This window comes from Arenimonas caeni (assembly GCF_003024235.1).
GTDB classification, from domain to species: Bacteria; Pseudomonadota; Gammaproteobacteria; order Xanthomonadales; family Xanthomonadaceae; genus Arenimonas; species Arenimonas caeni.
Map to the genome: position 1 here is coordinate 78,963 of NZ_KZ679093.1, position 23,828 is coordinate 102,790.

Here is a 23,828-nt window from a genome sequence, read left to right on the forward strand (position 1 = left end):
GCCATGGCCTTCTTCAACCCCTTCAAGATCGCCAGGCGCCTGCGCCAGATCGGGCTGGTCGGCATCGGCCAGCGCAACGCGCATTACGTGCTGATGCACAACCCGCGCAAGTTCTACCCGCGCGTGGACGACAAGCTGCTGACCAAGAAGCTGGCGCTCAAGGCCGGCCTGCCCGTGCCCGACCTGTACGCCGTGGTCCGCGAGGAGCACGAGATCGCCGAGCTGCACAAGAAGCTCGAGGGCCGCGACAGCTTCGTGGTCAAGCCGGCGCACGGCTCGGGCGGCGACGGCATCCTGGTGATCAGCGGCCGGCGAGGCGACAAGTACCGGCGGGCCAGCGGTTCACTGATGACCCGCGAGGAGTTCGAGCACCACCTCTCCAACGGCCTGTCCGGGCTGTTCTCGCTCGGTGGCCAGCCCGACCACCTGATCGTCGAATACTGCGTGCAGTTCGACCCGATCTTCGACAACGTCAGCTACAAGGGCGTGCCCGACATCCGCATCATCGTGTTCATGGGCTACCCGGTGATGGCGATGATCCGCCTGCCCACGCGCATGTCCGACGGCAAGGCCAACCTGCACCAGGGCGCCATCGGCGTCGGCATCGACATCCCCACCGGCAAGACCAAGCGCGGGGTGTGGGGCACGGAGATCATCCGCGAGCATCCCGACACCGAACACAGCATCGTCGGCCTGCAGATCCCGCACTGGCGCCAGCTGCTGGAGATGGCCTCGCGCTGCTACGAACTCTCCGGCCTGGGCTACGTGGGCGTGGACTTCGTGCTCGATCGCGACCGCGGCCCGCTCATCCTCGAGCTCAACGCCCGCCCCGGCCTGGCCATCCAGATGGCCAACGGCAACGGCCTGGAGCCGCGCCTGCACAAGGTCGAGGCCCTGCGCAACCAGGGCCTGATGTCGCGGGACCCGGGGGAGCGGGTCGACTTCGCCATTGCCAACTTTCCCACCACAGGCTGAACGGCTGGCAACGGCTTAACGTTTTTTTCAGATCGTGGCCGCCCGCCACCGGCATTCTTGCGGCCAAAGGGGATGCTATACGGCGGCGCACGGCGAAACCGGACACTGCGTCGCTTGAGTGATTGCTCTATTCCCCGTTACCCTAATCGGCCAACATCCGCGGGCCAGCCGCGGCGGCAAGGAGTTCCCACAATGAAGATTGCCCACTTGCTCAAGGTGACCGCGCTCGTCGTGCTCACCGCTTCGCTGTCCATCCCCGACGCCGATGCGCGTACGCCGCGCCGCGACCGGAACAAGACCGAAGAAGTGGTCAGGTACCCGAACGCCACCCGCGAGTCGCCCAAGGCCGAGAACTCGCCGCGCCTGGCGCGCGACCTGCAGAAGATGTTCGACCTCTACAACGGGGGCGAGGATCTGGAGGGCTCGATCAGCCTCGCCGAGAAGATCATCGGCAACGAGCGCGCCAAGCCCTACGACCGCGCCGCCTCGCTGATGATCGCCGGCAACGCCGCCTTGGGCATTGACGACTACCCGCGTGCGATCGACTACCTCGAGCGCGCGCTCGAGTCCGATGCCCTGCCGAACAACAACCACTTCGCCACGATGCACACGCTGGCCTCGCTCTACGCGCAGGAAGACCGCGCCGAGGAAGCCGTGGCCATGGTCAACCGCCTCGCCACCGAGACCCGTTCCGAGGATCCGGAGCTGTACGGCCTCAAGGGCGCCGTGCATTACAACGCCGGCCAGTACGACCAGGCCGTCGCCGCCATCCGCAAGGCGATCGAGCTCAAGACCGAGGGCGAGCCGGACAGCAACTGGATCCAGATGCTGATGGCGTCCTACAACGAGCTCGGCCAGAACAACGAGGCCGTGCTGCTCGCCGAGCAGCTGCACGCCAAGTCGCCGGACGACAAGCGCATCCTGCTCAACCTGGCCTCGCTCTACGCCGAGACCGACCAGGGCGCGAAGGCCGCCACCCTGCTCGAGGGTGCCCGCGCCCGCGGCATGCTGACCGAGAAGCGCGACTACGAGAACCTCTACGCCATCTACCTCAACCTCGATGGCAAGGAGGCCGAGGCCGCCAAGGTCATCCAGGAAGGCCTGGACAAGGGCATCCTGCCGGCCGACGCCCGCACCTATACCTTCCTCGGCCAGTCGCTCTACTTCAGCGACCAGATCGACGCCGCCATCGCCGCCTACCAGAAGGGCGCGCCGCTCGACACCACGGGCGAGACCTACCTGGTGCTCGCGCAGGTGCTGACCAACGAGGACCGCAACGCCGAGGCCATCGCCGCCGCCAAGCAGGCCATCGCCAAGGGCCTGCGCCGCCCGGGCGACGCCTGGATGGTGGTTGCCCGCTCGGAGTACTACTCGGACAACATCGCCGGGGCGCAGGCCGCCTACCGCGAGGCTGCCAAGGACCCGGCCACGGCCGAAGCGGCCCGCAAGGCCCTCGCGCAGATTTCACGCTGACTGATTGGTAAACCGAAAGCCTGTGGTATAAGCTAACAAGTTCCCGCCGGGCCCCGGCGGGCCACGGCTGACAGCCGCACGAATTCCGAGATCCCGAGCCGCCACCCGCATGACGGACCAGAACTACAAGCAAGACAACTCGCCCCAGGGACTGAGCTGGGCACGTATCGGCGGCAATGCCTTCGCCATCGCGCTGCATGCGATCGCGTTCATGCTGATGATGGCGCCGGTCAATCCGCCCGAGGTCAAGAAGGCGCGCGAGGAGGTGACCCAGGTCTCCTTCATCGAACCGCCGCCGCCGCCCCCGCCGCCGCCGCCGCCGCCGCCGGAGCCGCCGAAGGTGGTCACCCGGATCATCGAGCAGCCCAAGCCGACGCCGATCCCGCCGCCGCCGGAAGAGCCGCCGGTGGTGTTCGACGACCCGAGCCCGATCGACATCGAGGCCCCGCCGCCGGCTCCGCCGTCGCCGCCCGGCCCGCCCGCCGACTTCGCCCCCTCCGAGGACATCTCGGGCCGCGCGCTGTACGAGCCGCGCTACCCGGCCAAGGAAGCCCAGTCGGGCGTGGGTGGCACGGTCGTGCTGCGCGTGACCATCGACGCCTCCGGCAACGTGCTCGACGTGGCCGTCGAGAAGTCGAGCCGCAACCGAAACCTCGACCGCTCGGCCATGGATGCCGCGCGTCGCTGGAAGTTCAACCCGGGTATGCGCAATGGCCAGAAGGTTGGCGGCGTGGTGCTTGTCCCGGTCAAGTTCACGCCTCCGCGGTAACGCCAGCAGTTCCCTCGTAAACGGTTAAACCACTCTTAAGAAAGGCTCTCCTTATGCTGCAGGACATCCTCCTCACCGTCGCTGCCACCGCTGGTGGCGCTGCCGACAACGCCAACGCCCTCTCCAAGATGGGCTTCTCCCACATGATGGCCGAGATGGCCGCCGCCCCGGGCGAGTTCGCCGTTTCCTGGGTGGTCTTCATCATGCTCGTCGTGATGTCGTTCGGCTCGTGGTGGTACACGATCGTCAACTTCATCAAGAACACCGTGATCTCCAAGCGCGCCGACGCCGTCGTCCGCACCTTCTGGGAGACCCCGAACGCGCAGGACGCGATCCGCTTCATGGAAGAGCAGCCGGCCAACGAGCCGTTCTCCAAGATCGCCCTTGACTGCGCCCAGGCCGCCGCGCACCACCAGCGCCACGAAGGCAGCCGCCTGGTCGACGCCCTGAACCGCTCGGAGTTCATCGACCGCGCCCTGCGCCAGGCCGTCACCCGCGAGAGCGCCAAGCTCGAGAACGGCATGACCTGGCTGGCCACCGTCGGTGCGACCGCTCCGTTCGTCGGTCTGCTCGGCACCGTGTGGGGCATCTACGGCGCCCTGATCCGCATCGGCGCCACCGGCCAGGCCTCCATCGACGCCGTCGCCGGCCCGGTGGGCGAGGCGCTGATCATGACCGCGCTCGGCCTGTTCGTCGCTATCCCGGCGGTGCTTGCGTACAACGCGTTCAACCGCGCCAACCGCAACACCTACGCCAAGTTCGACACCTTCGCCCACGACCTGCACGACTTCTTCGCCACCGGTTCCCGCGTGGGCGACGCTGGCGGCAAGCGCTAAGTCGAACGGATAATCAGGAGTCGCAGGCATGGCCTTCTCAAACAACTCCGGTGGCGGCGGCCCGATGGCCGACATCAACGTCACGCCCCTCGTGGACGTGATGCTGGTGCTGCTGATCATCTTCATGATCACCGCGCCGCTGATGTCGCATAAGGTGAAGGTGGAGCTGCCCCAGGCGACCCTCGAGACCAAGCCGAAAATCGACCAGCCGCCCGTCACCCTCGCGGTGACGGCGGATGGCCAGGTCTACTGGAACGACGAGGCGGTCACCCGCGACATCCTCGACGCCCGCCTGGCCGTGCTGGCCCAGAAGCAGCCCCAGCCGCAGGTCGACATCCGCTCCGACAACTTCACCAAGTACTCCGTCATCCACGAGGTGGTGCAGGACGTTCGCCAGGCGGGTATCCGCAAGGTGGGCTTCGTCTCCACCCCCGAGCGCTGAGGACAACCGAAAATGGCTTTCTCCTCGAACTCCGGCGCCGGTCCGATGGCCGACATCAACGTCACGCCCCTCGTGGACGTGATGCTGGTGCTGCTGATCATCTTCATGGTGACCGCGCCGGCGCTGTCCTACCAGATCCAGGTGGACCTGCCGCAGCGCACCTCCAACCCGCCGCCGCCGCCGAAGGATCCGCCCGAGCCGATCCGACTGCGCATCGACGCGGGTGGCACGGTCACCTGGAACGGTACGCCCATCCCGATGTCCACGCTGCAGTCCGCCCTCGAGGTCGAGGTCGAGCGCGCCGCCGGTGACATCACCCGCCAGCCCACCGTCGAAATCGAGACGGACATGGACGCCCAGTACGAGGCGCTGGCGAAGGTCCTCTCGCGCACCAAGAACGCGGGCATGGCCAAGATCGCCTTCGTGGAACCGGAGCGCCGCTGAGCCCGGTTTCCCGCACCCTGCAGCAACGCCGCCTCCGGGCGGCGTTTTTTTTGCCTGATCGCCGGCTGGCCAGCGACCCCGGGCCGGCTTGCACGCTCTTCCACGGTCGGCGTACCAAGGAAGCGGGTACCCCGAAGGAGAGCGTCATGGCTTTTGCTTCCGCTGCGTCCCACCGCAATGCCATCGCCGACATCAATGTCACGCCGCTCGTGGACGTGATGCTGGTGCTGCTGATCATCTTCATGGTCACCGCGCCGCTGCTCGACCAGCGGCTGCCGCTGGCCCTGCCGCAGTCGACCGAGCGCGCCAGGACAGAGCCACGGATCGTGGAACTGGCGGCGGAGCCGGGTGATGTCTTCGCGCTCGACGGGCGCACGCTCGCGCCCGGTGCGCTGCAGGCCGAGCTGGTCCGGCTGCGCGAGGCCGAACCCGGGCTCGCGCTTCGGGTGGCCATCGCACCCGACGCCGATTACCAGACCGCAGCCACGGCCCTGGCCGCGGCCGATCGGGCCGGCATCAGCAACCTAAAACTCGAGTGACAGGACGGCCCCGGCCATCCCCGGGGCGCGAGCCGGTGCCGCGGCTCAGCCGGCGGCCGCGATGATGCCCAGGTAGGCCTTCACTGTGGCATCGAGCCCGGCGTAGAGCGCTTCGCCCACCAGGGCGTGGCCGATCGACACCTCGAGCACGCCGGGTACGCCGTGCAGGAATGCGCCGAGGTTGGCCTGGCTCAGGTCGTGTCCGGCGTTCACGCCCAGGCCCAGCGCCTGGGCTTCGGCGGCGGTACGCGCGCACAGGGCGAGCGCCGCCGCGGGGTCGCCGGCGGCGAAGGCTTCGGCGTAGGGCCCGGTGTAGATCTCGATGCGATCGGCCCCGATCGCCGCCGCCAGCTCAAGGCCCGGCGCACCCGCGTCCATGAACAGCGACACCCTCGCCCCGCAGGCCTTCAGCCCGGCCACCAGCGGGCGCAGCCGCTCCGCGTCGCGGGCCAGGTCGAAACCATGGTCGGAGGTGATCTGGCCGTCGCCGTCGGGCACGAGGGTGGCCTGCTGCGGGCGGGTTTCCCGCACCAGTTCAAGCAGCCCGGGGTAATCGCCCCGGGCCGGCGCGAAGGGATTGCCCTCGATGTTGAACTCGGCCCGGCCGGCCACCAGGCGGGCTAGGTCGCGCACGTCGCCCGGGCGGATATGGCGCTGGTCGGGGCGCGGATGCACGGTGATGCCACCGGCGCCGGCGCGCAGGGCCGCTTCGGCCGCGGCCGTCACGCTGGGCTCGGAGCCACCGCGCGAGTTGCGCAGGACGGCGATCTTGTTGACGTTGACGCTGAGCACGGTCATGGGCGCAGACTACCGCGCCGCCGCCTGCGGGAAAACCTGCCGCAGGTCGCGGACCGGGAGCCACCGCTTCGGCCATAATCGGCATATGCGCCTGCTCCGACCCCTCCTGGCCCTGCTGCTGCTCGCCTCCTGGCTGGCGGCCGGCCCGGCGCTGGCCGCGAAGGTCCCGGGCGAACCCTTGCGCCGCGGCTACGAATCCGAGCAGACCCGCGCAAGGCCCGGCCACCTGGCGCTCGCTACGTCCGCCAACGGCGAACTGTTCACCGGCAATGCCGAAGGCGTGCTGCGCTTCAACGGCATCGACTGGCGCCTGACCACCCTGCCCGGGCGTTCACCCGCACGCGCCCTGGACACCGGGCGCGACGGCCTGGTCTACGTCGGCGGATACGACACCTTCGGCCGGCTGGCGCCCAACGCCGAAGGCGGGCTGGCCTACGAGGAACTGCTCGACGCCGCCGGCCTGGTCGGCGACCAGCGCCACCTCGGTTTCGTCTACCAGGTGATGGCCGATGACGAAGGCGTCTGGTTCCGCACCGACCAGCGCCTGTACTTCCTGCCCTACGACGGCGGCCGTGCGAAGCATTGGCCACTGGGCGAAGAGGTGCGCAGCTTCTACCTGCTCCAGAGCCGGCTGCTGGCGCGACTGCACGGTCGCGGGCTGGCCCGCTTCGATCCGGCCAACGGACGCTTCGAACTCGTGCCCGGTGGCGAGGCCATGGCCAACGTCCCCCTGCCCGCGGTGATCGAGCGTGACGACGGGCTGCTGCTCGTGGCCCGCGACGGGCTGCACCTTGCCACCGACGCTGGCGTCAAACGCCTCGCTGGCGCGGCCAGCCGGCTGCTCGACGGCGAACGCACCTACGTCGCGCGCGAGCTGGTGGATGGCTCGGTGGTGGTCGGAACGCTCGACGGCAAGCTGATCCGCTTCGACGCCGGACTGTCGGTGCGCGAGAACCTCGACCTGGGCAACTATGGCGTCATCGACCTCGCGGTCGATCGCGAAGGCGGGCTCTGGGTCGCCACCGAGAATGACCTGCTGCGACTGTCGCTGCCATCGCGCTGGTCGCTCTTGGGCGAGAGCCAGGGCATCGCCGGCAACCCCAACGACTTCGAATGGCATGACGGCGCGCTGTGGCTGGCGACCAGCCAGGGCATCCAGCGCATCGACCCCTCGCCGTCCGGCCAGCCGCGCGCAGCACGCCAGCCCTGGACCGAGTACGAGGCCTATGCGCTGCAGTCCACCGACGCCGGCCTGCTGATGGGTGTCCGCGAGGGCCTGCTGGTGCTCGACCCCGGCGCACGCGCGCCGCGCACCCTGTTCCAGCATCCGCACCACGGCGTCTACGCCCTGATGCCCTCGCGTTTCCGCGACGACCGGATGTACGCGCTCACCGGCCCGAACCTGATGGTGCTGCGCAAGGAAGGCGGCCGCTGGCAGACGAGCCATACGATCGACCTCGGCGGGATCAGCGTCGCGGGCATCGAAGAGGCGGCCGAGGGCGAGCTGTGGATGGGCGACACCCGCGGGCCCGTGCAGCGCTGGCGGATCGATCCCGAGACCGGCGAGGTGCTGGGTCGCCAGGTCTACGACGACAGCCGCGGCCTGGCGGTGAACCCGCAGTTCGGCACCAGCGTCTACCGTTTCGAAGACCGCATCCACGCCACCAGCGGCGAACGAGGCTTCCGGCTCGAGGGCGACGTCTTCGTCGCCGACCTCGCGCCGCCGGTGACCCTGGTCGATCGCGCCTACGAACTGGCCGTCGAACAAACCGCCCTGGGCGATTACGCCTACACCTCGCGCGAACTCTGGCACCGCCCGCCAAACGCGCGCGAGTGGCAGCCGCTGTTCCCGGGCGGTCGCGGCCTGGCGGGTTACTCCTACCTGCGCATGGGCAGCGACGGCGTGCTGCGCATCGCCACCTGGACCGGCCTGCTGCAGTACGACCCGGGCGAGGCCTGGGTCACGCCGCATCCGCTCCAGCTCGGGATGGAACTGGTGCTGGCCCGCGACGCGCAGGGCAAGGCCACGCCCCTTCCGCTCCGCTCCGAGGCCGACCAGCCCGTGCTGGTGCCACCGGGACACAGCCTGACCATGCGCTTCGCCATGGTCAGCATGGAGAGCGGCGCCCAGTTCCGCTACGTGCTCCATGGTGTCACCCCGGACTGGGGCGAGTGGGCCGATCGCGACCTGTTCATCCGCGCCCTGCCCGCCGGCGACTACGTGCTGGAAGTGCAGGCGCGCACCGGCACCGGACGCCAGGCGCCGACCATGACCTACCGCTTCCGGGTGCTGCCGCACTGGTACGAGCAGTGGTGGGTGCTCGCGCTCGGCCTGCTGGCCTTGCTGGGCGTTGGCCTGCTCGGCGCACTGTGGGTGGTGCGCCTGCGCACCGAGCGTTTCCGCGAGGACAACCGCCGGCTCGAGGCGCGCATTGCCGAGCGCACGCACGAGCTCGAGGACGCCAACCGGCGCCTGGCCGAACTGGCCACGGAAGACGCGCTCACCGGTGTCGCCAACCGGCGCGCCCTCGAGAACGGACTTCGCCGCGAGTGGTTCCGCTGCCTGGACCAGCGTCGCCCGCTGAGCGTGCTGATGATCGACGTCGACCACTTCAAGGCCTACAACGACGCCCACGGCCACCTCGAGGGCGACGTGCAGCTGCGCGGCATCGCCCAGCGCCTGTCGCGCCAGCACGACCCGCAGCGCGAACAGCTGGCGCGCTACGGCGGCGAGGAGTTCGCCCTGCTGCTGCCGGGCGTGCATCCGTCCGAGGCCGCGCGTCGCGCCGAGACGATCCGCGCGGCGATCGCCGCAAGCGACGCCGGCATGACCGTCAGCATCGGCGTCGCCGGTGCGGTTCCGGAACTGCAGGCCGAGCCCGACAGCCTGCTGCGCCGCGCCGACGCCGCGCTCTACGCCGCCAAGCGCGCCGGCCGCAACCGCGTCGAGGTCGATGCCGACTGAGCGTCGGCGCGGATCAGGCCTTCTTGATCAGGCCGATGATGCCCAGCAGGATCACCGCGCCGATGAAGGCGGTGATGAAGCCGCTGAACTCGCCGCCGAGGTTTACGCCGAGCCGCGGCAGCAGCCAGCCGCCGAGGAAGGCGCCGAGCACGCCGACCACCATGTTGATGAGCACGCCGAAACCACGGCCCTTCATCACCAGGCCGGCCAGCCAGCCGGCCAGTGCACCGATGATCAGGAAAATGATCAGGTCCATGTCGCCTCCGCTCTCAGGGGTTGCCGGGGAACTCGCCCCGGCTCGACTTGCGTGCCTCGGCCTGCTCGCGCAGCTGCCTCAGCTCTTCGGCACTCATGATGTGGGCGGCGTCGCGCGAGCTGCTGGAAATGCGTGAATGCAGCCAGCCCAGCAGGAAGGCGACCATCAGGCCCAGCGAGCCGGCCAGCAGCACCAGCACGCCCAGCGTCGGCATGGACCGGTGCATGGCCAGGCCCAGGCAGGCGATCGATCCAAGCAGGTAGAGCCAGTACATGCGTCACCTCGCGGGTTTGGCCGGAGTTTAGCCCAAGCCGGCCGCCAGTCCAGCCTGCCGGCTCAGAGCAGGGGGGAGAGCAGGCGGGCGCAGGCATCGCCCAGGCGCCGCCAGGCCGGCCCGGGCGGGTCGTCGGCGCGCACCTCGCGGCAGTGCGTCAGCGTGGCCTCGATCTCGCGTTCGAGTTCGCCCGCCAGGCTGCCGTCGTGCAGCAACACGCTGAGCTCGAAGTTGAGCCGGAAGCTGCGGTGGTCGAAATTGGCGCTGCCGATGATGCAGGTGTCGTCGTCCACCAGCAGGGCCTTGCTGTGCAGCATGCGCGGCTGGTATTCGAACACGCGCACGCCGGCCGCCAGCAGCTCGTCGTAGTACGAACGCGCGGCCGCGCTAACCAGCAGCGAGTCGCTGCGCGCCGGCACCAGCACGCGCACGTCCAGGCCGCGCAGCGCCGCCGAGGTCAGGGCCATGCGCGCGGCCTCGCCCGGCACGAAGTAGGGCGTCACCAGCCACACGCGATGGTTGGCCTGGTGGATCGCCTCGACCTTCACTCGGTGGATCGGTTCCCAGGGCGAATCGGGCCCGGCCGGCAGCGCCTGGGCCACGAGCCGGCCTTCCGGCGGCTCCGGCCACAGCCGCGCATCGCGCAGGGCCACGCCGGTGGCGTAGTGCCAGTCCTCCAGGAAGGCCAGCTGCAGCCAGCGCACGATGCCGCCTTCGAGCCGGAGGTGCAGGTCGTGGAAGGCGCGCGGGTTGATCGCCTCGTTCTCGTCGTCGGTGACGTTGATGCCGCCGGTGAAGCCGACGGCACCGTCGACGACGACGATCTTGCGGTGGTTGCGCAGGTTGATGCGCGGACGCCAGATGAAGCGCAGGCGCACCGGGTGGAACCAGGCCAGTTCGACGCCGGCTTCCTGCAGCGGCGCCAGGAAGCGCCGGCGCAGGCGCCCTGAGCCGAAGGCGTCGAGCAGCACGCGCACGCGCACGCCCTCGCGCGCCCTGGCCACCAGCGCGTCGCGCAGGCGGGTGCCGGTGCGGTCCGGGTCGAAGATGTAGTACTCGACGTGGATGTGGTGCGTGGCCCCGGCGATCGCCGCCAGCAGCGCCTCGAACGTGGCCTCGCCGCCGACCAGCAGGCGGGCGTCGGACGCCGCGCAGGGCGCGTAGCCCGTGGCCGACTGCGCCAGGCGCGCGACCGTGGCGCAGTCCTCGCTGGGGTGCAGGTCGGCCGGCAGCGACTCGCCCACGCTGTTGCGCGAGAGGTGGCGACGGCGCCGGTGCCGCACGATGCGCTGCGGCCCGAGGAAGTGGTAGACGACGAGCCCCACCACCGGCAGCGCCGCCAGCGACAGCAGCCAGCTCAGGGTGGCGATCGGCTCGCGCTTTTGCAGCACGATCCAGCCGGCCAGCACCAGGATATAGAGCGCCCAGGTGCCGATCAGCCACGGCTTGAGTTCGGGCCACCAGGCGCCGGCGTCGATCATGCGGCCGGCTTGCCGAAGATCTGCTCGGCGCGGTTGAACAGCACCCAGCTGGTGGCGATGTACTTGTCGCCGCCTTCCGGGCGGTTGCCGCGGTGGGTGTGGGTGAAGCCGGCCGGCGCGATCAGCAGGCTGCCGGTGCGCGGCGGCACCTTGCGCTGCTGGTGGAAGAACTCGGTTTCACCGGCCTGGAAGCCGTCGTTGAGGTAGATCGTCCACAGCAGGTGCCGGTGCAGGGTGTCGCAGCCCGGGTCGCGCGGGTACAGCTCGCAGTGCCAGTACGGGTAGCCGCCTTCGCCGGCGCGGTAGCGCTGCAGGTTCACCCGCCCCGGCCGGAAGATGGTCTTGATGATGCCGTCGAGCGCGGCGTCGTCGAGGGTGGCCAGGGCCTCGGCGTCCAGGCGCCGGCGCCGGCCGGGCTCGCCGTGCTCGAGCATCAGCGGCGCGATCAGTGTGTAGGGGTAGCGGCGGATGTACCTGGCCAGGCAGGCGAGCACGGCCTGGGTGAGCGCCGCCTCGACGTCGCGCCAGGCCTCGACGCCGCTGATGCTGATGTCGCGGCTGTGCTTGAGCTCGGGGTAGAGCCCGCCACCGACCAGGCCCGGCTGGTCCTGGCCGCTGGCCTCGAAGCGCCGGATGATCGCCGCGCAGGCATCCGCCGGAACGGCGCCTTCGAAGACCTCGATCAGGTCATCGCTGGCCATCAGCCTTCGCGGTCGAACTGTTCGTGGTAGCGCACCGCCTCGGCCACCTCGTTGCGCGAGCCCAGGAACACCGGCACGCGCTGGTGCAGGCCGGTCGGCTGCACCTCGAGCATGCGCTGGCGGCCCGTGCTGGCCGCGCCGCCGGCCTGCTCGATGATGAAGGCCATGGGGTTGGCTTCGTACATCAGGCGCAGCTTGCCGCCCTTCTCGCGGCACTTCTCGTCGAGCGGATAACTGAAGATGCCGCCGCGGGTGATGATGCGGTGCACGTCGGCCACCATCGAGGCCACCCAGCGCATGTTGAAGTCCTTGCCGCGGGGGCCTTCCTTGCCCTTGAGCAGGTCGGCCACGTAGCGCTGCATGGGCGGCTCCCAGAAGCGCTGGTTGGACATGTTGACCGCGAATTCCTTCGTGTCCGCGGGCACCTGCACGTCGCGGCGCGTCATCATGAAGGTGCCGACCTCGCGGTCGAGCGTGAACACGTGGGTGCCATGGCCGACGGTGAGCACCAGCATCGTGCTCGGCCCGTAGGTGGTGTAGCCGGCGCAGACCTGGGTGGTGCCCGGCTGCAGGAAGTGCTCGTCGCCGGGCGTGGTGACGCCGTCGGGGCAGCGCAGCACCGAGAAGATGGTGCCGACCGAGATGTTGACGTCGATGTTCGAGCTGCCGTCGAGCGGATCGAACAGCAGCAGGTAGTTGCCGCGGCGCGCGGCGTCGGGGATCGGCTGGCTGTGGTCCATTTCCTCCGAGGCCAGGCCGGCCAGGTGGCCGCCCCAGGCATTGGCCTCGAGCAGGATGTCGTTGCTCAGCACGTCGAGCTTCTTCTGCGCCTCGCCCTGGATGTTGCCGGTGCCGGCGTCGCCCAGCACGCCGCCCAGCGCGCCCTTGCCGATGGCGATCGAGATCGACTTGCAGGCACGGGCGACCACCTCGATCAGCAGGCGCAGGTCGGCATTGATGCGGCCGGCGTGTTGTTCCTCGATCAGGTAGCGGGTGAGCGAAATGGGCTTCATGGCGTTCCAGGGGATGGCGGCGGACCCGGGCATTGTCCCCGCCCGCGCCGGGCTTGCAAGCATGGCCGCCGTTTGCGCCACAATCAGCCATGCTCACGATGCCAACGGAACTGCCGCTGCTGCCGCTGGGAACCGCCCTGGGCGTGGGCCTGCTGGTGGGCGCGGTGCGCGAACGGCGCCACCCCGAGCGCCCCACCTCGGCCGGCCTGCGCACCCATGCGCTGGCGGCCCTTGCCGGCGCGGTGGCCCTGTGGCTCGACCCGGTGGTCTTCGCGGTGGTGCTGGCCCTGGTGGGCGTGTTCTCGGCGATGAGCTACCGCCAGAGCCAGGCCGAGGACCCGGGCCTGACCGGCGAAATCACCCTGGTGCTCACCTGCCTGCTCGGCGGCCTCGCCGTGGGCCTGCCGGCGCTGGCGGCCGGCCTGGGCGTGGTGGTGGCGGCCCTGGTCTACCTGAAGGCGCCGCTGCACCGGCTGGCCCGCGAGCGGGTCAGCGAGGCCGAAGTGCGCGACGGCCTGGTGCTGCTGGCCTCGGCCCTGGTCGTGCTGCCGCTGCTGCCGGACCGGTCCATCGGCCCCTGGGACGTCTTCAACCCGCGGGTGCTGTGGCTGCTGGTGGTGCTGGTGATGGCGATCAGCACCGCCGGCCACATCGCCCTGCGTCTGGTCGGCAACCGCTGGGGCCTGGCGGTGGCGGGCTTCTTCGCCGGCTATGTGTCTTCGACCGCCGCCGTGGCGGGCTTCGGCCAGCGCGCGCGCGAGGCGCCGGGCCTGCGCTCGGCCGCCGTCGGCGCGGCGCTGCTGGCCAACCTGGCCTCGGTGAGCCTGTTCGTGCCGGTGCTGCTGGCGGTGTCGCCGGGCCTGCTGTCGGAACTGGCCCGCGAACTGGCCGTGGCCGGCGGCGTGCTGCTGGCCAGCGGCCTGCTGGGCCTGCGGCCGGATGGCGACCCGACGCCGCCACCGACCGCCGAGAGCCGCATGTTCCGCTTCCGCCATGCCCTCGCCTTCGCCGCGATCATCACCGTGGTGCTGTTCGCGGCCGCCGCGCTCAACGCCTGGCTCGGCCCGCGCGGCGCGATGGTGGCCGCGGTCGTGGCGGCCCTGGCCGAGCTGCACGCCGCGGCGGCCACCGTCGCCAAGCTCTGGCAGTCGGGCACCTTCGACGTGGCGCAGGCGCGCTGGGCCTTCGTGGGCCTGCTGGCGGCCAGTTCGCTGGCCAAGACGGTGGTGGCCTTCGCCAGCGGCGGCGCGGCCTACGGCTGGCGCGTGGGCCTGGGGCTGGCCACGATGGTCGCGGCCACCGCCGGTGCCGTCCTGCTCACCTGAGCCCATTGAACCAGGTTGGTTTCATCCAACCTCGTTCAAATGGTTCAGATGATCCTGAGGGTGATGGCTTTCAGCACCGCGCGGGTGCGGTCGCGGGTGCCGAGCTTGTCGAGGATCTCGGAGACGTAGTTCTTCACCGTGCCTTCCGACAGGAACACGGCCTTGGCGATTTCGCGGTTGGAGTAGCCGCCCGCGATCAGGCGCAGGATGGCGACCTCGCGCTCGTTGAAGGTGTCGGTCGGTTCGCTCTGGTCGCGATAGGCGTAGCGGGCACGCACCGGGTCGGTGGGCACCGGCGCGAGCAGGGTTTCGCCGGCGGCGACGCGGGTGATCGCCTCCGCCAGGTCCTCGGGCGAGGCGTCCTTGAGCAGGAATCCCTGCGCACCGGCTTCGGCCGCCGCCAGCGGCAGCGTGTCGTCGTCGAAGGTGGTCAGCAGCACCACGGGCGTCGTGTCGCCGCGCTCGCGCAGCGCGCGCACCAGGCCGAAACCGTCCAGGCCGGGCATGCGGATGTCGGAAAGGACCACGTCGACCGGGCTGCCGGCGATGGCATCGAGCAGGGCCTGGCCATCGCCGGCCTCGGCCACCAGGGCGATCCCCGGGAAATCCTTGAGCAGCGCGGTCAGGCCGCTGCGCACCAGGGCCTGGTCGTCGGCCAGCGCGACGCGGATCGGTTGCGTGCTCATGCCGCCTCCGGCAGCCAGGCCTGCAGGTGCACGCCGCCGGTGTCGGTGCGGCGCACGTCCAGGCCGCCGCCGGCGGCCTCCAGCCGCTCGCGCATGCCGTCCAGGCCGTTGCCGGGCCTGAGCTCGCCGCGGCCGCGGCCGTCGTCGCGGATGTCCAGGCGCAGGCCGCCGGCCTCGCGCCGCAGCACCACCCACAGGTTGCCGGCCTGGGAATGCCGCGCGGCATTGGTCAGGCCTTCCTGCACCGTTCGCAGCAGCGCCTCGGCCTGGGCCAGCGAGCCCACGCGTGCGTCCTCGTCGATCTGCAGGTGCAGGCGCGGCCGCGGGAAGGGCGAGGCCAGCGCGGCGATCGCCGGCGCGAGCTCGAGGCCTTCGTCGGCGCGCATCTGCTGCACCACGCCGCGGATGTCGGCCAGCAGTTCGTCGGCCAGGCGCGCGCACAGGGCCACCGGCGCCTCGTTCGCGTGGCGCGGGTCGCGCGCCAGCGCGGCGAGGTTGAGCTTGAGCGCGGTGAGCTTGTGCCCGGCCACGTCGTGCAGCTCGCGCGAGAGCCGCAGGCGCTCGCCGTCGCGCGCGCTTTCGGCCAGCAGCGAGCGGGTGGCCAGCAGCTCGGCGTTGGTCGCGGCCAGCTCGGCGCGGGCGCGTTCGGCGCTGATGCCGAACCAGGCCGCCGAGGCGGCGAAGGCCTGGAAACAGGCCACCATCAGCACGCCGATGGCCGGCGACGAAAACCGCCAGACCTCCGCGTAGATGACGTACAGGCCCAGGTTAACGACCAGCAGCAGCACCGCGGCCGGCCGCGGCGCCCAGAGGTGGATGACCTGGATGGCGCACAGGATCAGCAGGATCGGCAGCGTCGAACTGCGCGCCAGCATCATCAGCGCGAACACCAGCCCGTACTGCGCGAGCACGAACAGGCGCAGGCGCGCCGGCGGCGACGCCGTCTCCTCGTGCCCGAGCACGCAGGCGAAGAAGCCCAGGTAGGCCAGGTGCAGCGCCGCCAGCCAGGCCGCCGGCGCGGGTTGTTCGCGCCAGGCCGGCGTGCCCGTGCCCAGCACCACCACTTCCCAGCCGATCGCGGCCCAGGTGAGCAGGCCGGCGAGGTTGAGCGGCGTGAACAGTCGTCTGGCGAAGGCTTCCATGGCGCCAGCTTGGGCCGCGGGCGCGGGCTGCTCAAGGCCCGGCGCGAAGAAAGTGACTTCCGGCACCCGGAGCCGATGACCGCCGGCACCTGAGCGCGCGCGGCGCCGCCGTGAGACTGGCGGCACACGAAGGAGGACCCGCATGGACCCGAGCAAGCTGCCCCTGATCCTGCACATCGCCGCCGGCACGGTGGCCCTGGCCACGTTCTGGACCGCCGGCCTGGTGAAGAAGGGCACGCCCCTGCACCGCCGCGTCGGCCAGGTCTACCTGCTGGCCATGCTGGCCATCATCCTCACCGGCATCCCGCTGGTGCTGCAGGTGATCGCGCGCGGCCAGCCGGTGGGCGCGCTCTTCCTCACCTACCTGCTGGTGCTGGTGGGCAATGCGACCTGGGCGGCCTGGCGCGCCATCCGCGACCGTCGCGACCGTCGCGCCTTCTTCGGGCCGATGTACTGGTTCGCCGCCGCGCTCACCGCCGGCAGCGGTCTGGCGATCATCGCGCTGGGCCTGCAGACGGGTGCGGTGCTGCTGCAGGTGTTCGGTGGCGTCGGCGTGTTCGCCGGCATCGGCGCGCTGCGCAGCTGGCGGCGTTCGGCCACGGATCCGAAGTGGTGGCTCAAGGAGCACTACGGCGCGATGATCGGCAACGGCGTGGCCACGCACATCGCCTTCTTCGGCATTGGCCTGCGCAGCCTGCTGCCGGGCGTGGACCCGGTGCTGTTGCAGCAGTTCGCCTGGTTCACGCCGCTGGCCGGCTCGCTGGTGGCGGCCTGGTGGCTGGGCCGCAAGTACGGACGCCCGGCGGGGGCGCCTCAGACGTCGCCGTCGTCGAGCCAGCCTTCGCCGGTGCCGCGGTTGAACACCTGATCACCCGGCTGCACGCTGCCGGCCGGGGAACTCGGCTGGCCGGCCAGGCGGGCGTAGATCGGCGTGAAGTCCGGCCGCGTCGCCTCCATCAGCTGCTCGTAGCTGTCGATGACGAAATACGTCTTCTGGTAGGTGTCGATGCGGTAGCGCGTGCGCATGATGCGCTCGAGGTCGAAACCGATGCGGTTGGGCGCGGCCGACTCCAGGCAGTGGATGGATTCGCCCTTGGAGCTGACGATGCCGCTGCCGTAGATGCGCAGGCCGTCGTCTTCCCGGATCAGGCCGAATTCCACCGTGTACCAGTACAGGCGCGTCAGGTTCACCAGCGCCTCGGGGCCGATGGCGTGCGCCTTGACGCCGCCGCGGCCGTAGGCGGCCATGTAGTCGGCGAACACCGGGTTCATCAGCAGCGGCACGTGGCCGAACAGGTCGTGGAAAAGGTCCGGCTCGCTCAGGTAGTCGAGCTGCTCGGGCTTGCGGATCCACCAGGTCACCGGGAAGCGGCGGTTGGCCAGGTGCTCGAAAAAAGTGAGTTCGGGCAGCAGGCCCTCGACGCCGATCAGCTCCCAGCCGGTGGCCTTGCGCAGCACCGGGTTGAGCTCGTCGAACTTCGGGATGCGGTCGGGCGACATGCCCATCGCTTCCTGCTGGGCCAGGAATTCGCGGCTGGCGCGGCCGGGCAGGATCTCGCGCTGGCGCCGGAACAGGGTGGCCCAGACCTCGTGGTCGGTGGCGCTGTAGTCGCCCCAGGGCTGCTCGACCACGGCGGTGGTGTAGACCGGCACATAGCCTTTGTCGGTGAGCTGGTGTTCGACGCGCTTGGGCTGGTTCATCGGGGCCTCCATACCTTGCGCACCAGTCTAGCGGCGGGCTGGCGCAATCGGCTTGCGTTGTTGCGCATACTGGCTAAACAGGCGCAAGATAATTGCGTAGAAACGCCGGGTTATGCAGGAATATGGACTCTCCACGCCTCGACCGCACCGACCTGGCCATCCTGGCCGAACTCCAGCGCGAGGGCCGGCTGAGCAACGCCGACCTCGCCGAGCGGGTGAAGCTCTCGCCCTCGGCCTGCCTGCGCCGCGTGCAGCGGCTCGAGCAGACCGGGGTGCTGGCCGGCTACACGGCCCTGATCGATCCGGCGAAGCTGGGCCTGGGCCTGCAGGCTTTCGTTCGCGTGCAGCTGGCCAGGCACGACGCCGACGTGGTGGCGACCTTCACCAGCCGCGTGAACCGCTGGGACGAAGTGGTGGCCTGCCATGCCCTGACCGGCGAGATGGACTACCTGCTGCACGTGGTCGTGCAGGACCTCGAGCACTTCTCGCGTTTTCTGCTCGACCACCTGCTCAATGCCAGCGGCGTGGCCGACGTGAATTCGAGCTTCGTGCTGCGCACCGTCAAGCAGGCGCGCGGCCTGCCGCTGGGCCACCTCGGCTAGGGGAACCGACCCATCGCTTCACCGGCGGGCGACGAACTCGACGAAAGCCCGCACCCGCGGTGAAAGCACGAGGATCAGCGGGAAGGCGATGGGCCAGGCGATGGCGAAGCTGCGGGCCCAGGCCAGGAGGTAGCCGGCGCCGACGCCGCGGTTCACCGCCGTGATGATGCCGGACATGATGCCGGCCATAAGCAGCGACATGATGAACGCGAACAGCAGCCCCGCCTGGCGTGGCGAGAGCCGCGGGCTCACGGCGCCTGTCCGCCGAAGGTGCGGCCGAAGAAGTCGCCCTCCTTCCAGCGCGGGCGCGCATCGGCATCGCCGACGCGGCGGCCGATGGCGGCGTTGAGGCGGGCCAGGCGCGTGGCGCTCGGGTAGTGGACGGGCAGCGAGGCCTGGTCGCTCGGCTGGTGGTAGTGGCCGGTGAGGAAATCCTCGTACAGCGCCAGCGCATCGATCTCCGGCGAACGCGCCTTGATGCCGGCGTCGAGGTACACGGCCGGGATGCCCTGGCGCACGAAGGCGTACTGGTCGGAGCGCACGAACACCACTTCCTCCGGCTTCGGGTCCGGCGTGAGCACGATGCCCAGGCCCGCGGCGGCCACCTGCACGTCGGTTTCCAGGCTGCTGTGCTCGATGCCGATCGGCACCACGTCGGTGACGTCGGTGAGCAACACCGGCATGTCCATGTTGATGTTGGCCACCAGCGGGCCCTGCACGGTCGGGCGCGTGACGAAGTACTCCGCGCCCAGCAGGCCGCGCTCCTCGGCCGTGACCGCCACGAACAGCAGCGAGCGGCGCGGCGCGGGGCCGGCGAGCAGCTGGTGGGCGGCCTCGAGCATCACCGCGGTGCCCAGGGCGTTGTCGAAGGCGCCGTTGTAGATGCCGTCGCCGTCCACCTCGGCGCCGATGCCGACGTGGTCGAGGTGGGCGGTGAACACCACGTGCTCGGCCGCCAGCGCCGGGTCGCTGCCCGGCAGCAGGCCCACCACGTTGCGGCTCTCGAGCCGGACCAGCGAGGTCGCGCCCGACAGCGTCGCCTGCCCGGGCAGGTCGAAGGATTCGAGCGTGCCGGCCTCGCGCCGCGCGAATACTTCCTCGGCATCCATCGGTGCGCCTTCGAACAGGCGCCGCGCGGCGTGCACGCCCAGGCTGGCGGTGGCGCGGATCTGCGGATAGGCGTCGATCGGCGCGCCGGTTTCATCGACCAGCCGCATGCCCGGCATCTCCCAGTTGCGCGCGCCGCGAGCCCACGGGTACTTGGCTTCGTCCACCGGGTTGCCCAGGGTGACCGCGCCCACCGCCCCGCGCGCCACCAGTGCTTCCATCTTCTGGCGGCCGGAGGCGTGGAAGGCGCGCTGGGTGTTGGGGAACGTCGACGGCGCGCCGGAGAAATACACGGCGATCTTGCCGCGCACGTCCACGCCCGCGAAGTCGTCGTGGTCGAGCTCGGGCGCGTGCACCGCCTGGCCCACGAAGACCAGCGGCGCGGTCACCGCATGCGTGCCGGCGTTGAAGTTGATGCCCGGCAGGAAGTCGTCCTGGAAGGCGAACACCAGCTCGCCACCCTCGCGCCGGACCACGAAGCCGGCGCCCTCGCGCTGGCGCCGGCCCTCGACCAGGGGCACGGCCTGGAAATAGCTGCCGGCGTCGCCGCCCGGCTGCAGGCCCAGGGCGCGGTAGCGGTTGGCCACGTACAGCGCCGCCACGTCGTAGCCCCGCGTGCCGGCTGCGCGACCCTCGAGCAGGTCGTCGGCCAGGAAGGCCACGTCGGCCTCGATGCGGCGCTCGCCGCCGGCCGGCGCCTCGATCGCAGCGGGCGCGGCATCGGGCAGGGGCGTGGCCCCGCGGCCACAGGCCACCAGCAGGGACACGGCGAGCAGGACGAACACGTGCTTCATGGACAGGCTCCGAAAGGACGCCCGACGTTAGCATGGGGACAGGTACATTTTTTCCCGCGTGAAGGACTGCAGGCAGGCCTTCACGCGGGAAAAAATGTACCTGTCCCCAGCCTTTCGGCTAGCTGGCGTCCCAGCCGCTCATGGGGTCGGCCACGACGAGGTCGCGGCCGNGCCTTTCGGCTAGCTGGCGTCCCAGCCGCTCATGGGGTCGGCCACGACGAGGTCGCGGCCGGCGTGCTTGGCGGAGTACATGGCCCGGTCGGCCCGCTGCAGCAGCTGCGAGAAGTGCCGGTCGGCCGGCGCCAGCACCGCCACGCCGATCGACAGCGTCACCGTGCGCTTGCGGCCATCGAGGTCGAGTGGCTGCGCGGAGAAGGACTCGCGGATGCGCTCGGCCGCGGCGGAGGCGCTGGCGCCGTCGGTGCTGGGCATGAGCACGATGAACTCCTCGCCGCCCAGGCGCCCGAGCAGGTCCTCGGCGCGCAGCGCCTCGCGGATGCGCGCGACCGCGCGCACCAGCGCCAGGTCCCCGGCGGCATGGCCGAGCTCGTCGTTGATGTGCTTGAAGTGGTCCAGGTCCACCACCAGCAGCGACAGCGACATCCCATGCCGCCGCGCCGCCGCGATCGCGCGCGTGCCCAGCTCTTCGATCGCGCGCCGGTTGTAGACATCGGTGAGGTAGTCCAGTCGCGCGGCCCGCTCGAGTTCGCGCTGGCTGCGGTCGGTGCAAAGCAGCAGGAAACCCACCGTCGCCACCACCGGCAGGATGCCGCCGATGGCGTAGGTGAGCAGCTGCACGTGGGTGAGCTGGAAGATCGTCGTCACCTGGCCGGGCTCGAACACCAGGGCCACCGCACGGTAGGCCATGATGAGGGCGGAAAACGCGAAGGCGCCGCCGGCCACGTGCCGCACCAGCCCGTGCGAGTCGGGGTTGCGATATAGCGTCCAGGCGCTGTAGCCCAGCAACCAGGCCAGGACAACCGAGATGGCGATCAGCCTGCGGGTCAGGTCGGGCTGCACCAGGCCCCAGTACACCGACACCGCGACCGCCAGCCCGAGCATCGCCGTCAGCAGGCCCGCCCGTGGCCGCAGGCTGAAGAAGCGCCTGAGCGCCACCGCATAGGCCACGAACGCCATCGCGATCAGGGCATTGGCCAGCACGATGGTGATCCAGGCGGGAAGCGCGTCGCGCTGGGTCAGCAGCACGAAGCCGGCGGGCTGCAGCAGGGTGGCGGCGACCCACCAGTTCAGCGCCGGCCGCAAACCCGCCGGCATCGCGCGCGCCACCACTGCCAGCAGCATGCCGATCAGCAGCGTCAGCATCGCGCCCACCAACAGCGCCGACCGGATGTCGAACGACCATGTCATCGGTCCGGCTCGCCCCCTGTGGCGAAGCAGTCGTGGCGCCAAGGGTTCCACCCCGCGGCCGCGGCTGCAAGTCGCGGGTGTTCAGTCGCCCCGGTCGTCTTCACGCGGCCTTCGCGGCGGCCGGAACGGCAGCACCACGCCGCGCGGCTCATCCGTCCGCTGCCACAGCACCGGCACTTCCTCCGGGCGGGGCAGGGCGAACTCGCCGTCCTCGTCGCCGGGCGCGGGCTCGTCTTCCTCGTCCTCCCAGCTGTAGCGCTTGCGCGGGGGCTCCGGGTCGGCCCGGCGCCACAGGAAGGCCGCCAGCACGCCGGCCACGGCGCCGCCGAGGTGGTATTCCCAGGACACCCCGGGTTCGCGCGGCAGCACCGTCAGCAACATGCCGCCGTAGAAGAAGAAGGCGATCAGGGCCGCGGCGATGGCCGCCTTGTCGCGCCTGAGCAGGCCCAGGAACAGCAGCAGGAACATCAGGCCATGGGTGAGGCCGCTGGCGCCGATGTGGAAGGACGGCCGGCCGATGAGCCAGGTTATGGCGCCCGACAGCAGCCACAGCAGCGGCAGCGCCCGCAGCGCCGCGCGCGGGTAGACCGTGCCGAGCAGGGTGCCGAGGATCAGCAACGCCGTGGAGTTGGCCAGCCAGTGCCCGGCCGAACCGTGCAGCAGCGGCGCCGTGAGCACGCCGACCAGGCCGGATGGCTCCAGCGGCACCAGCGCCAGGAAGCGCAGGTCGCCCAGCCAGGGCCCGGCGTGGAAGACCGCCCCCAGCAGCGCCACGAAGGCCATCGACGCCAGCAGGGCGCGGCGGAAGTGGCCGCGCACGGCCTCGGCGTGTTGAACGCGATCGCTGTCCATCGACATCAGGTGGGGGCCGTCGCTGGCCCCCGCAAGGCCCGGCTCAGGCGCTGGCGCCGGGCATCACGTCCTTGGGCTGGCGCGGCTTGATCCACAGGCTCAGGATCATGGAGGTGGCAATGGTGGCGGCCACCACGCCCAGCGAGATCGACACCGGGATCTTGTAGATGTCCACCAGCAGCATCTTGGCGCCGATGAAGATCAGCACCAGCGCCAGGCCGTAGGCCAGCAGGTGGAACTTCTCGGCCGCGCCGGCCAGCAGGAAGTACAGCGCGCGCAGGCCCAGCACCGCGAACACGTTCGAGGTAAGCACGATGAACGGGTCGGTGGTGATGGCGAAGATGGCCGGGATCGAGTCGACCGCGAAGATCACGTCGGTGACGGCGATCATCACCAGAACGATGAACAGCGGGGTGTACTTGCGGCGCTTGCCCTTGCCCAGCCACAGCGCCTCGCCGTGGTAGCGGCGCACCAGCGGCAGGTGGCCGGTGATCCAGCGCAGCACCGGGTTCTTGTCCATGTCCGGCTCCTGGCCGGCGGCCCAGAGCATCTTGGCGCCGGTGACCAGCAGGAACACGCCGAAGATGTACAGGATCCAGTGGAACTGGGCGATCAGCGCGGCGCCGACGAAGATCAGGATGCCGCGCAGCACGATCGCGCCCAGCACGCCCAGGATCAGCACCCGCTGCTGCGACTGCGCCGGCACGCCGAAATAGGTGAACAGCATCAGGAACACGAAGATGTTGTCGACCGCCAGCGCCTTCTCGACCAGGTAGCCGGTGAGGAACTCGAGCGCGATGCGGTTGGCATCAGGCTCCGGCAGGCGCTCGGCCAGGTACCACCACAGGCCGAGGTTGAAGACCATGGCCAGCGCGATCCATGCGACCGACCAGATCACCGCTTCGCGGGTGCTGACCTTGTGCGGGCCGTTCTGGCGCAGGACGAGCAGGTCGACCGCGAGCGCGACGACGACCAGGACCGAAAAAACGGTCCACATCAGTGGGGTGCCAATGGTTTCCAAGCAGGGACTCTCCGGGGGCGGTGGACGATCGACCGAACCACGGCGCGACGTTCCTGCACGGAACGACCTTCGCCGCGGGCGGGCGAAGGTCTCGCTCGCAGGCCATGGACCTGCCCGCCGGACCGGGGCTTTGGACGTGGGTCCTGGCCCGTGATGACGATCTCGGCGGCGGGAGCTACTCCCCTTCGGGGCGCAGAGTCTGCCATGGATCGTTACGATGGCGTCAATCCCGCGACTCCCGGAGGCGGGGCGGGTTAGGCTAGG

Annotated in this window: 25 protein-coding genes; 11 read left to right on the plus strand and 14 right to left on the minus strand. The window is 70.4% G+C overall.

Annotated features, from left to right (window positions below; genetic code table 11):
• Nucleotides 1–3 precede the first annotated feature (3 nt).
• The 7 genes from C6N40_RS10185 to C6N40_RS10215 all read left to right on the plus strand — a co-directional run bounded on the left by C6N40_RS10185 (nt 4) and on the right by C6N40_RS10215 (nt 5,478).
• Nucleotides 4–975, plus strand: coding sequence for an alpha-L-glutamate ligase-like protein (locus C6N40_RS10185; RefSeq protein ID WP_106990916.1), 972 nt, complete (start codon nt 4–6; stop codon nt 973–975).
• 192 nt (nt 976–1,167) lie between these two features.
• Nucleotides 1,168–2,448, plus strand: a complete 1,281-nt coding sequence (locus C6N40_RS10190) for a tetratricopeptide repeat protein (RefSeq protein ID WP_162782191.1) — start codon at nt 1,168–1,170, stop codon at nt 2,446–2,448.
• A gap of 109 nt (nt 2,449–2,557) precedes the next feature.
• A complete protein-coding gene (locus C6N40_RS10195) occupies nt 2,558–3,217 on the plus strand; it encodes an energy transducer TonB (RefSeq protein WP_106990918.1) in 660 nt (219 codons plus the stop codon).
• Nucleotides 3,218–3,270: 53 nt separating this feature from the next.
• Complete coding sequence (locus C6N40_RS10200; protein ID WP_106990919.1) at nt 3,271–4,053, plus strand: MotA/TolQ/ExbB proton channel family protein; 783 nt, start codon at nt 3,271–3,273, stop codon at nt 4,051–4,053.
• A gap of 28 nt (nt 4,054–4,081) precedes the next feature.
• Complete coding sequence (locus C6N40_RS10205; protein ID WP_106990920.1) at nt 4,082–4,495, plus strand: ExbD/TolR family protein; 414 nt, start codon at nt 4,082–4,084, stop codon at nt 4,493–4,495.
• 12 nt (nt 4,496–4,507) lie between these two features.
• Complete coding sequence (locus tag C6N40_RS10210; protein ID WP_106990921.1) at nt 4,508–4,939, plus strand: ExbD/TolR family protein; 432 nt, start codon at nt 4,508–4,510, stop codon at nt 4,937–4,939.
• A gap of 146 nt (nt 4,940–5,085) precedes the next feature.
• Nucleotides 5,086–5,478: an ExbD/TolR family protein gene (locus C6N40_RS10215; RefSeq protein ID WP_106990922.1), complete on the plus strand. Its 393-nt coding sequence runs from the start codon at nt 5,086–5,088 to the stop codon at nt 5,476–5,478.
• Between the two features lie 45 nt (nt 5,479–5,523).
• Here C6N40_RS10215 and C6N40_RS10220 read toward each other — a convergent pair whose 3' ends face one another.
• Nucleotides 5,524–6,276 (minus strand): pyridoxine 5'-phosphate synthase, encoded by a 753-nt coding sequence (locus C6N40_RS10220; RefSeq protein WP_106990923.1) that lies wholly within the window; start codon nt 6,274–6,276, stop codon nt 5,524–5,526.
• An 85-nt stretch (nt 6,277–6,361) separates the two neighbouring features.
• On the opposite strand from C6N40_RS10220, the gene C6N40_RS10225 reads away from it, so the two are divergent.
• Nucleotides 6,362–9,241: a ligand-binding sensor domain-containing diguanylate cyclase gene (locus tag C6N40_RS10225; RefSeq protein WP_106990924.1), complete on the plus strand. Its 2,880-nt coding sequence runs from the start codon at nt 6,362–6,364 to the stop codon at nt 9,239–9,241.
• A gap of 13 nt (nt 9,242–9,254) precedes the next feature.
• On the opposite strand, the gene C6N40_RS10230 is transcribed toward C6N40_RS10225, so the two are convergent.
• The 5 genes from C6N40_RS10230 to C6N40_RS10250 all read right to left on the minus strand — a co-directional run bounded on the left by C6N40_RS10230 (nt 9,255) and on the right by C6N40_RS10250 (nt 12,966).
• A complete protein-coding gene (locus tag C6N40_RS10230; RefSeq protein ID WP_106990925.1) occupies nt 9,255–9,497 on the minus strand; it encodes a GlsB/YeaQ/YmgE family stress response membrane protein in 243 nt (80 codons plus the stop codon).
• A 13-nt stretch (nt 9,498–9,510) separates the two neighbouring features.
• Entirely contained in the window at nt 9,511–9,771 is a 261-nt protein-coding gene (locus C6N40_RS10235) for a hypothetical protein (RefSeq protein ID WP_106990926.1), read from the minus strand.
• A gap of 62 nt (nt 9,772–9,833) precedes the next feature.
• Nucleotides 9,834–11,252, minus strand: coding sequence for a cardiolipin synthase (cls, locus tag C6N40_RS10240; protein ID WP_106990927.1), 1,419 nt, complete (start codon nt 11,250–11,252; stop codon nt 9,834–9,836).
• Nucleotides 11,249–11,953 (minus strand): 2OG-Fe(II) oxygenase, encoded by a 705-nt coding sequence (locus C6N40_RS10245; protein WP_106990928.1) that lies wholly within the window; start codon nt 11,951–11,953, stop codon nt 11,249–11,251. The genes cls and C6N40_RS10245 overlap by 4 nt, the downstream gene beginning before the upstream one ends.
• Nucleotides 11,953–12,966 carry a class 1 fructose-bisphosphatase gene (locus tag C6N40_RS10250; protein ID WP_106990929.1) on the minus strand — a complete coding sequence of 338 codons (1,014 nt, stop codon included), beginning with the start codon at nt 12,964–12,966 and terminating at the stop codon, nt 11,953–11,955. The genes C6N40_RS10245 and C6N40_RS10250 overlap by 1 nt, the downstream gene beginning before the upstream one ends.
• An 89-nt stretch (nt 12,967–13,055) precedes the next feature.
• Here C6N40_RS10250 and C6N40_RS10255 point away from each other — a divergent pair, with 89 nt between their 5' ends.
• Nucleotides 13,056–14,291: an MgtC/SapB family protein gene (locus C6N40_RS10255; RefSeq protein WP_106990930.1), complete on the plus strand. Its 1,236-nt coding sequence runs from the start codon at nt 13,056–13,058 to the stop codon at nt 14,289–14,291.
• A gap of 44 nt (nt 14,292–14,335) precedes the next feature.
• Here C6N40_RS10255 and C6N40_RS10260 read toward each other — a convergent pair whose 3' ends face one another.
• Entirely contained in the window at nt 14,336–14,977 is a 642-nt protein-coding gene (locus tag C6N40_RS10260) for a response regulator (protein WP_106990931.1), read from the minus strand.
• A complete protein-coding gene (locus tag C6N40_RS10265) occupies nt 14,974–16,119 on the minus strand; it encodes a sensor histidine kinase (RefSeq protein ID WP_162782192.1) in 1,146 nt (381 codons plus the stop codon). The genes C6N40_RS10260 and C6N40_RS10265 overlap by 4 nt, the downstream gene beginning before the upstream one ends.
• Nucleotides 16,120–16,261: 142 nt before the next feature.
• On the opposite strand from C6N40_RS10265, the gene C6N40_RS10270 reads away from it, so the two are divergent.
• Nucleotides 16,262–16,987, plus strand: coding sequence for a DUF2306 domain-containing protein (locus C6N40_RS10270; RefSeq protein WP_162782193.1), 726 nt, complete (start codon nt 16,262–16,264; stop codon nt 16,985–16,987).
• Here the strand turns inward: C6N40_RS10270 and phhA are convergent.
• Nucleotides 16,933–17,820 carry a phenylalanine 4-monooxygenase gene (phhA, locus tag C6N40_RS10275; RefSeq protein ID WP_106990951.1) on the minus strand — a complete coding sequence of 296 codons (888 nt, stop codon included), beginning with the start codon at nt 17,818–17,820 and terminating at the stop codon, nt 16,933–16,935. The two genes, C6N40_RS10270 and phhA, sit on opposite strands and share 55 nt — an antisense overlap.
• 122 nt (nt 17,821–17,942) lie before the next feature.
• Here phhA and C6N40_RS10280 point away from each other — a divergent pair, with 122 nt between their 5' ends.
• Nucleotides 17,943–18,422 (plus strand): Lrp/AsnC family transcriptional regulator, encoded by a 480-nt coding sequence (locus tag C6N40_RS10280; protein WP_106990934.1) that lies wholly within the window; start codon nt 17,943–17,945, stop codon nt 18,420–18,422.
• Nucleotides 18,423–18,440: 18 nt separating this feature from the next.
• Here the strand turns inward: C6N40_RS10280 and C6N40_RS10285 are convergent, their stop codons facing one another.
• The 5 genes from C6N40_RS10285 to C6N40_RS10305 form a co-directional block, all read right to left on the minus strand.
• Complete coding sequence (locus tag C6N40_RS10285) at nt 18,441–18,674, minus strand: DUF2798 domain-containing protein (protein ID WP_205208594.1); 234 nt, start codon at nt 18,672–18,674, stop codon at nt 18,441–18,443.
• Nucleotides 18,671–20,323, minus strand: coding sequence for a M28 family peptidase (locus C6N40_RS10290; RefSeq protein ID WP_106990935.1), 1,653 nt, complete (start codon nt 20,321–20,323; stop codon nt 18,671–18,673). Before C6N40_RS10290 ends, C6N40_RS10285 begins: the two co-directional genes overlap by 4 nt.
• A 180-nt stretch (nt 20,324–20,503) precedes the next feature.
• Nucleotides 20,504–21,691, minus strand: a complete 1,188-nt coding sequence (locus C6N40_RS10295; RefSeq protein ID WP_106990936.1) for a GGDEF domain-containing protein — start codon at nt 21,689–21,691, stop codon at nt 20,504–20,506.
• An 81-nt stretch (nt 21,692–21,772) separates the two neighbouring features.
• Nucleotides 21,773–22,543: a rhomboid family intramembrane serine protease gene (locus C6N40_RS10300; RefSeq protein ID WP_240183499.1), complete on the minus strand. Its 771-nt coding sequence runs from the start codon at nt 22,541–22,543 to the stop codon at nt 21,773–21,775.
• Nucleotides 22,544–22,586: 43 nt separating this feature from the next.
• The gene (locus tag C6N40_RS10305) at nt 22,587–23,564 is read right to left on the minus strand and encodes a TerC family protein (RefSeq protein WP_106990938.1); all 978 of its coding nucleotides are present in this window, start codon (nt 23,562–23,564) and stop codon (nt 22,587–22,589) included.
• Nucleotides 23,565–23,828: the final 264 nt, after the last annotated feature.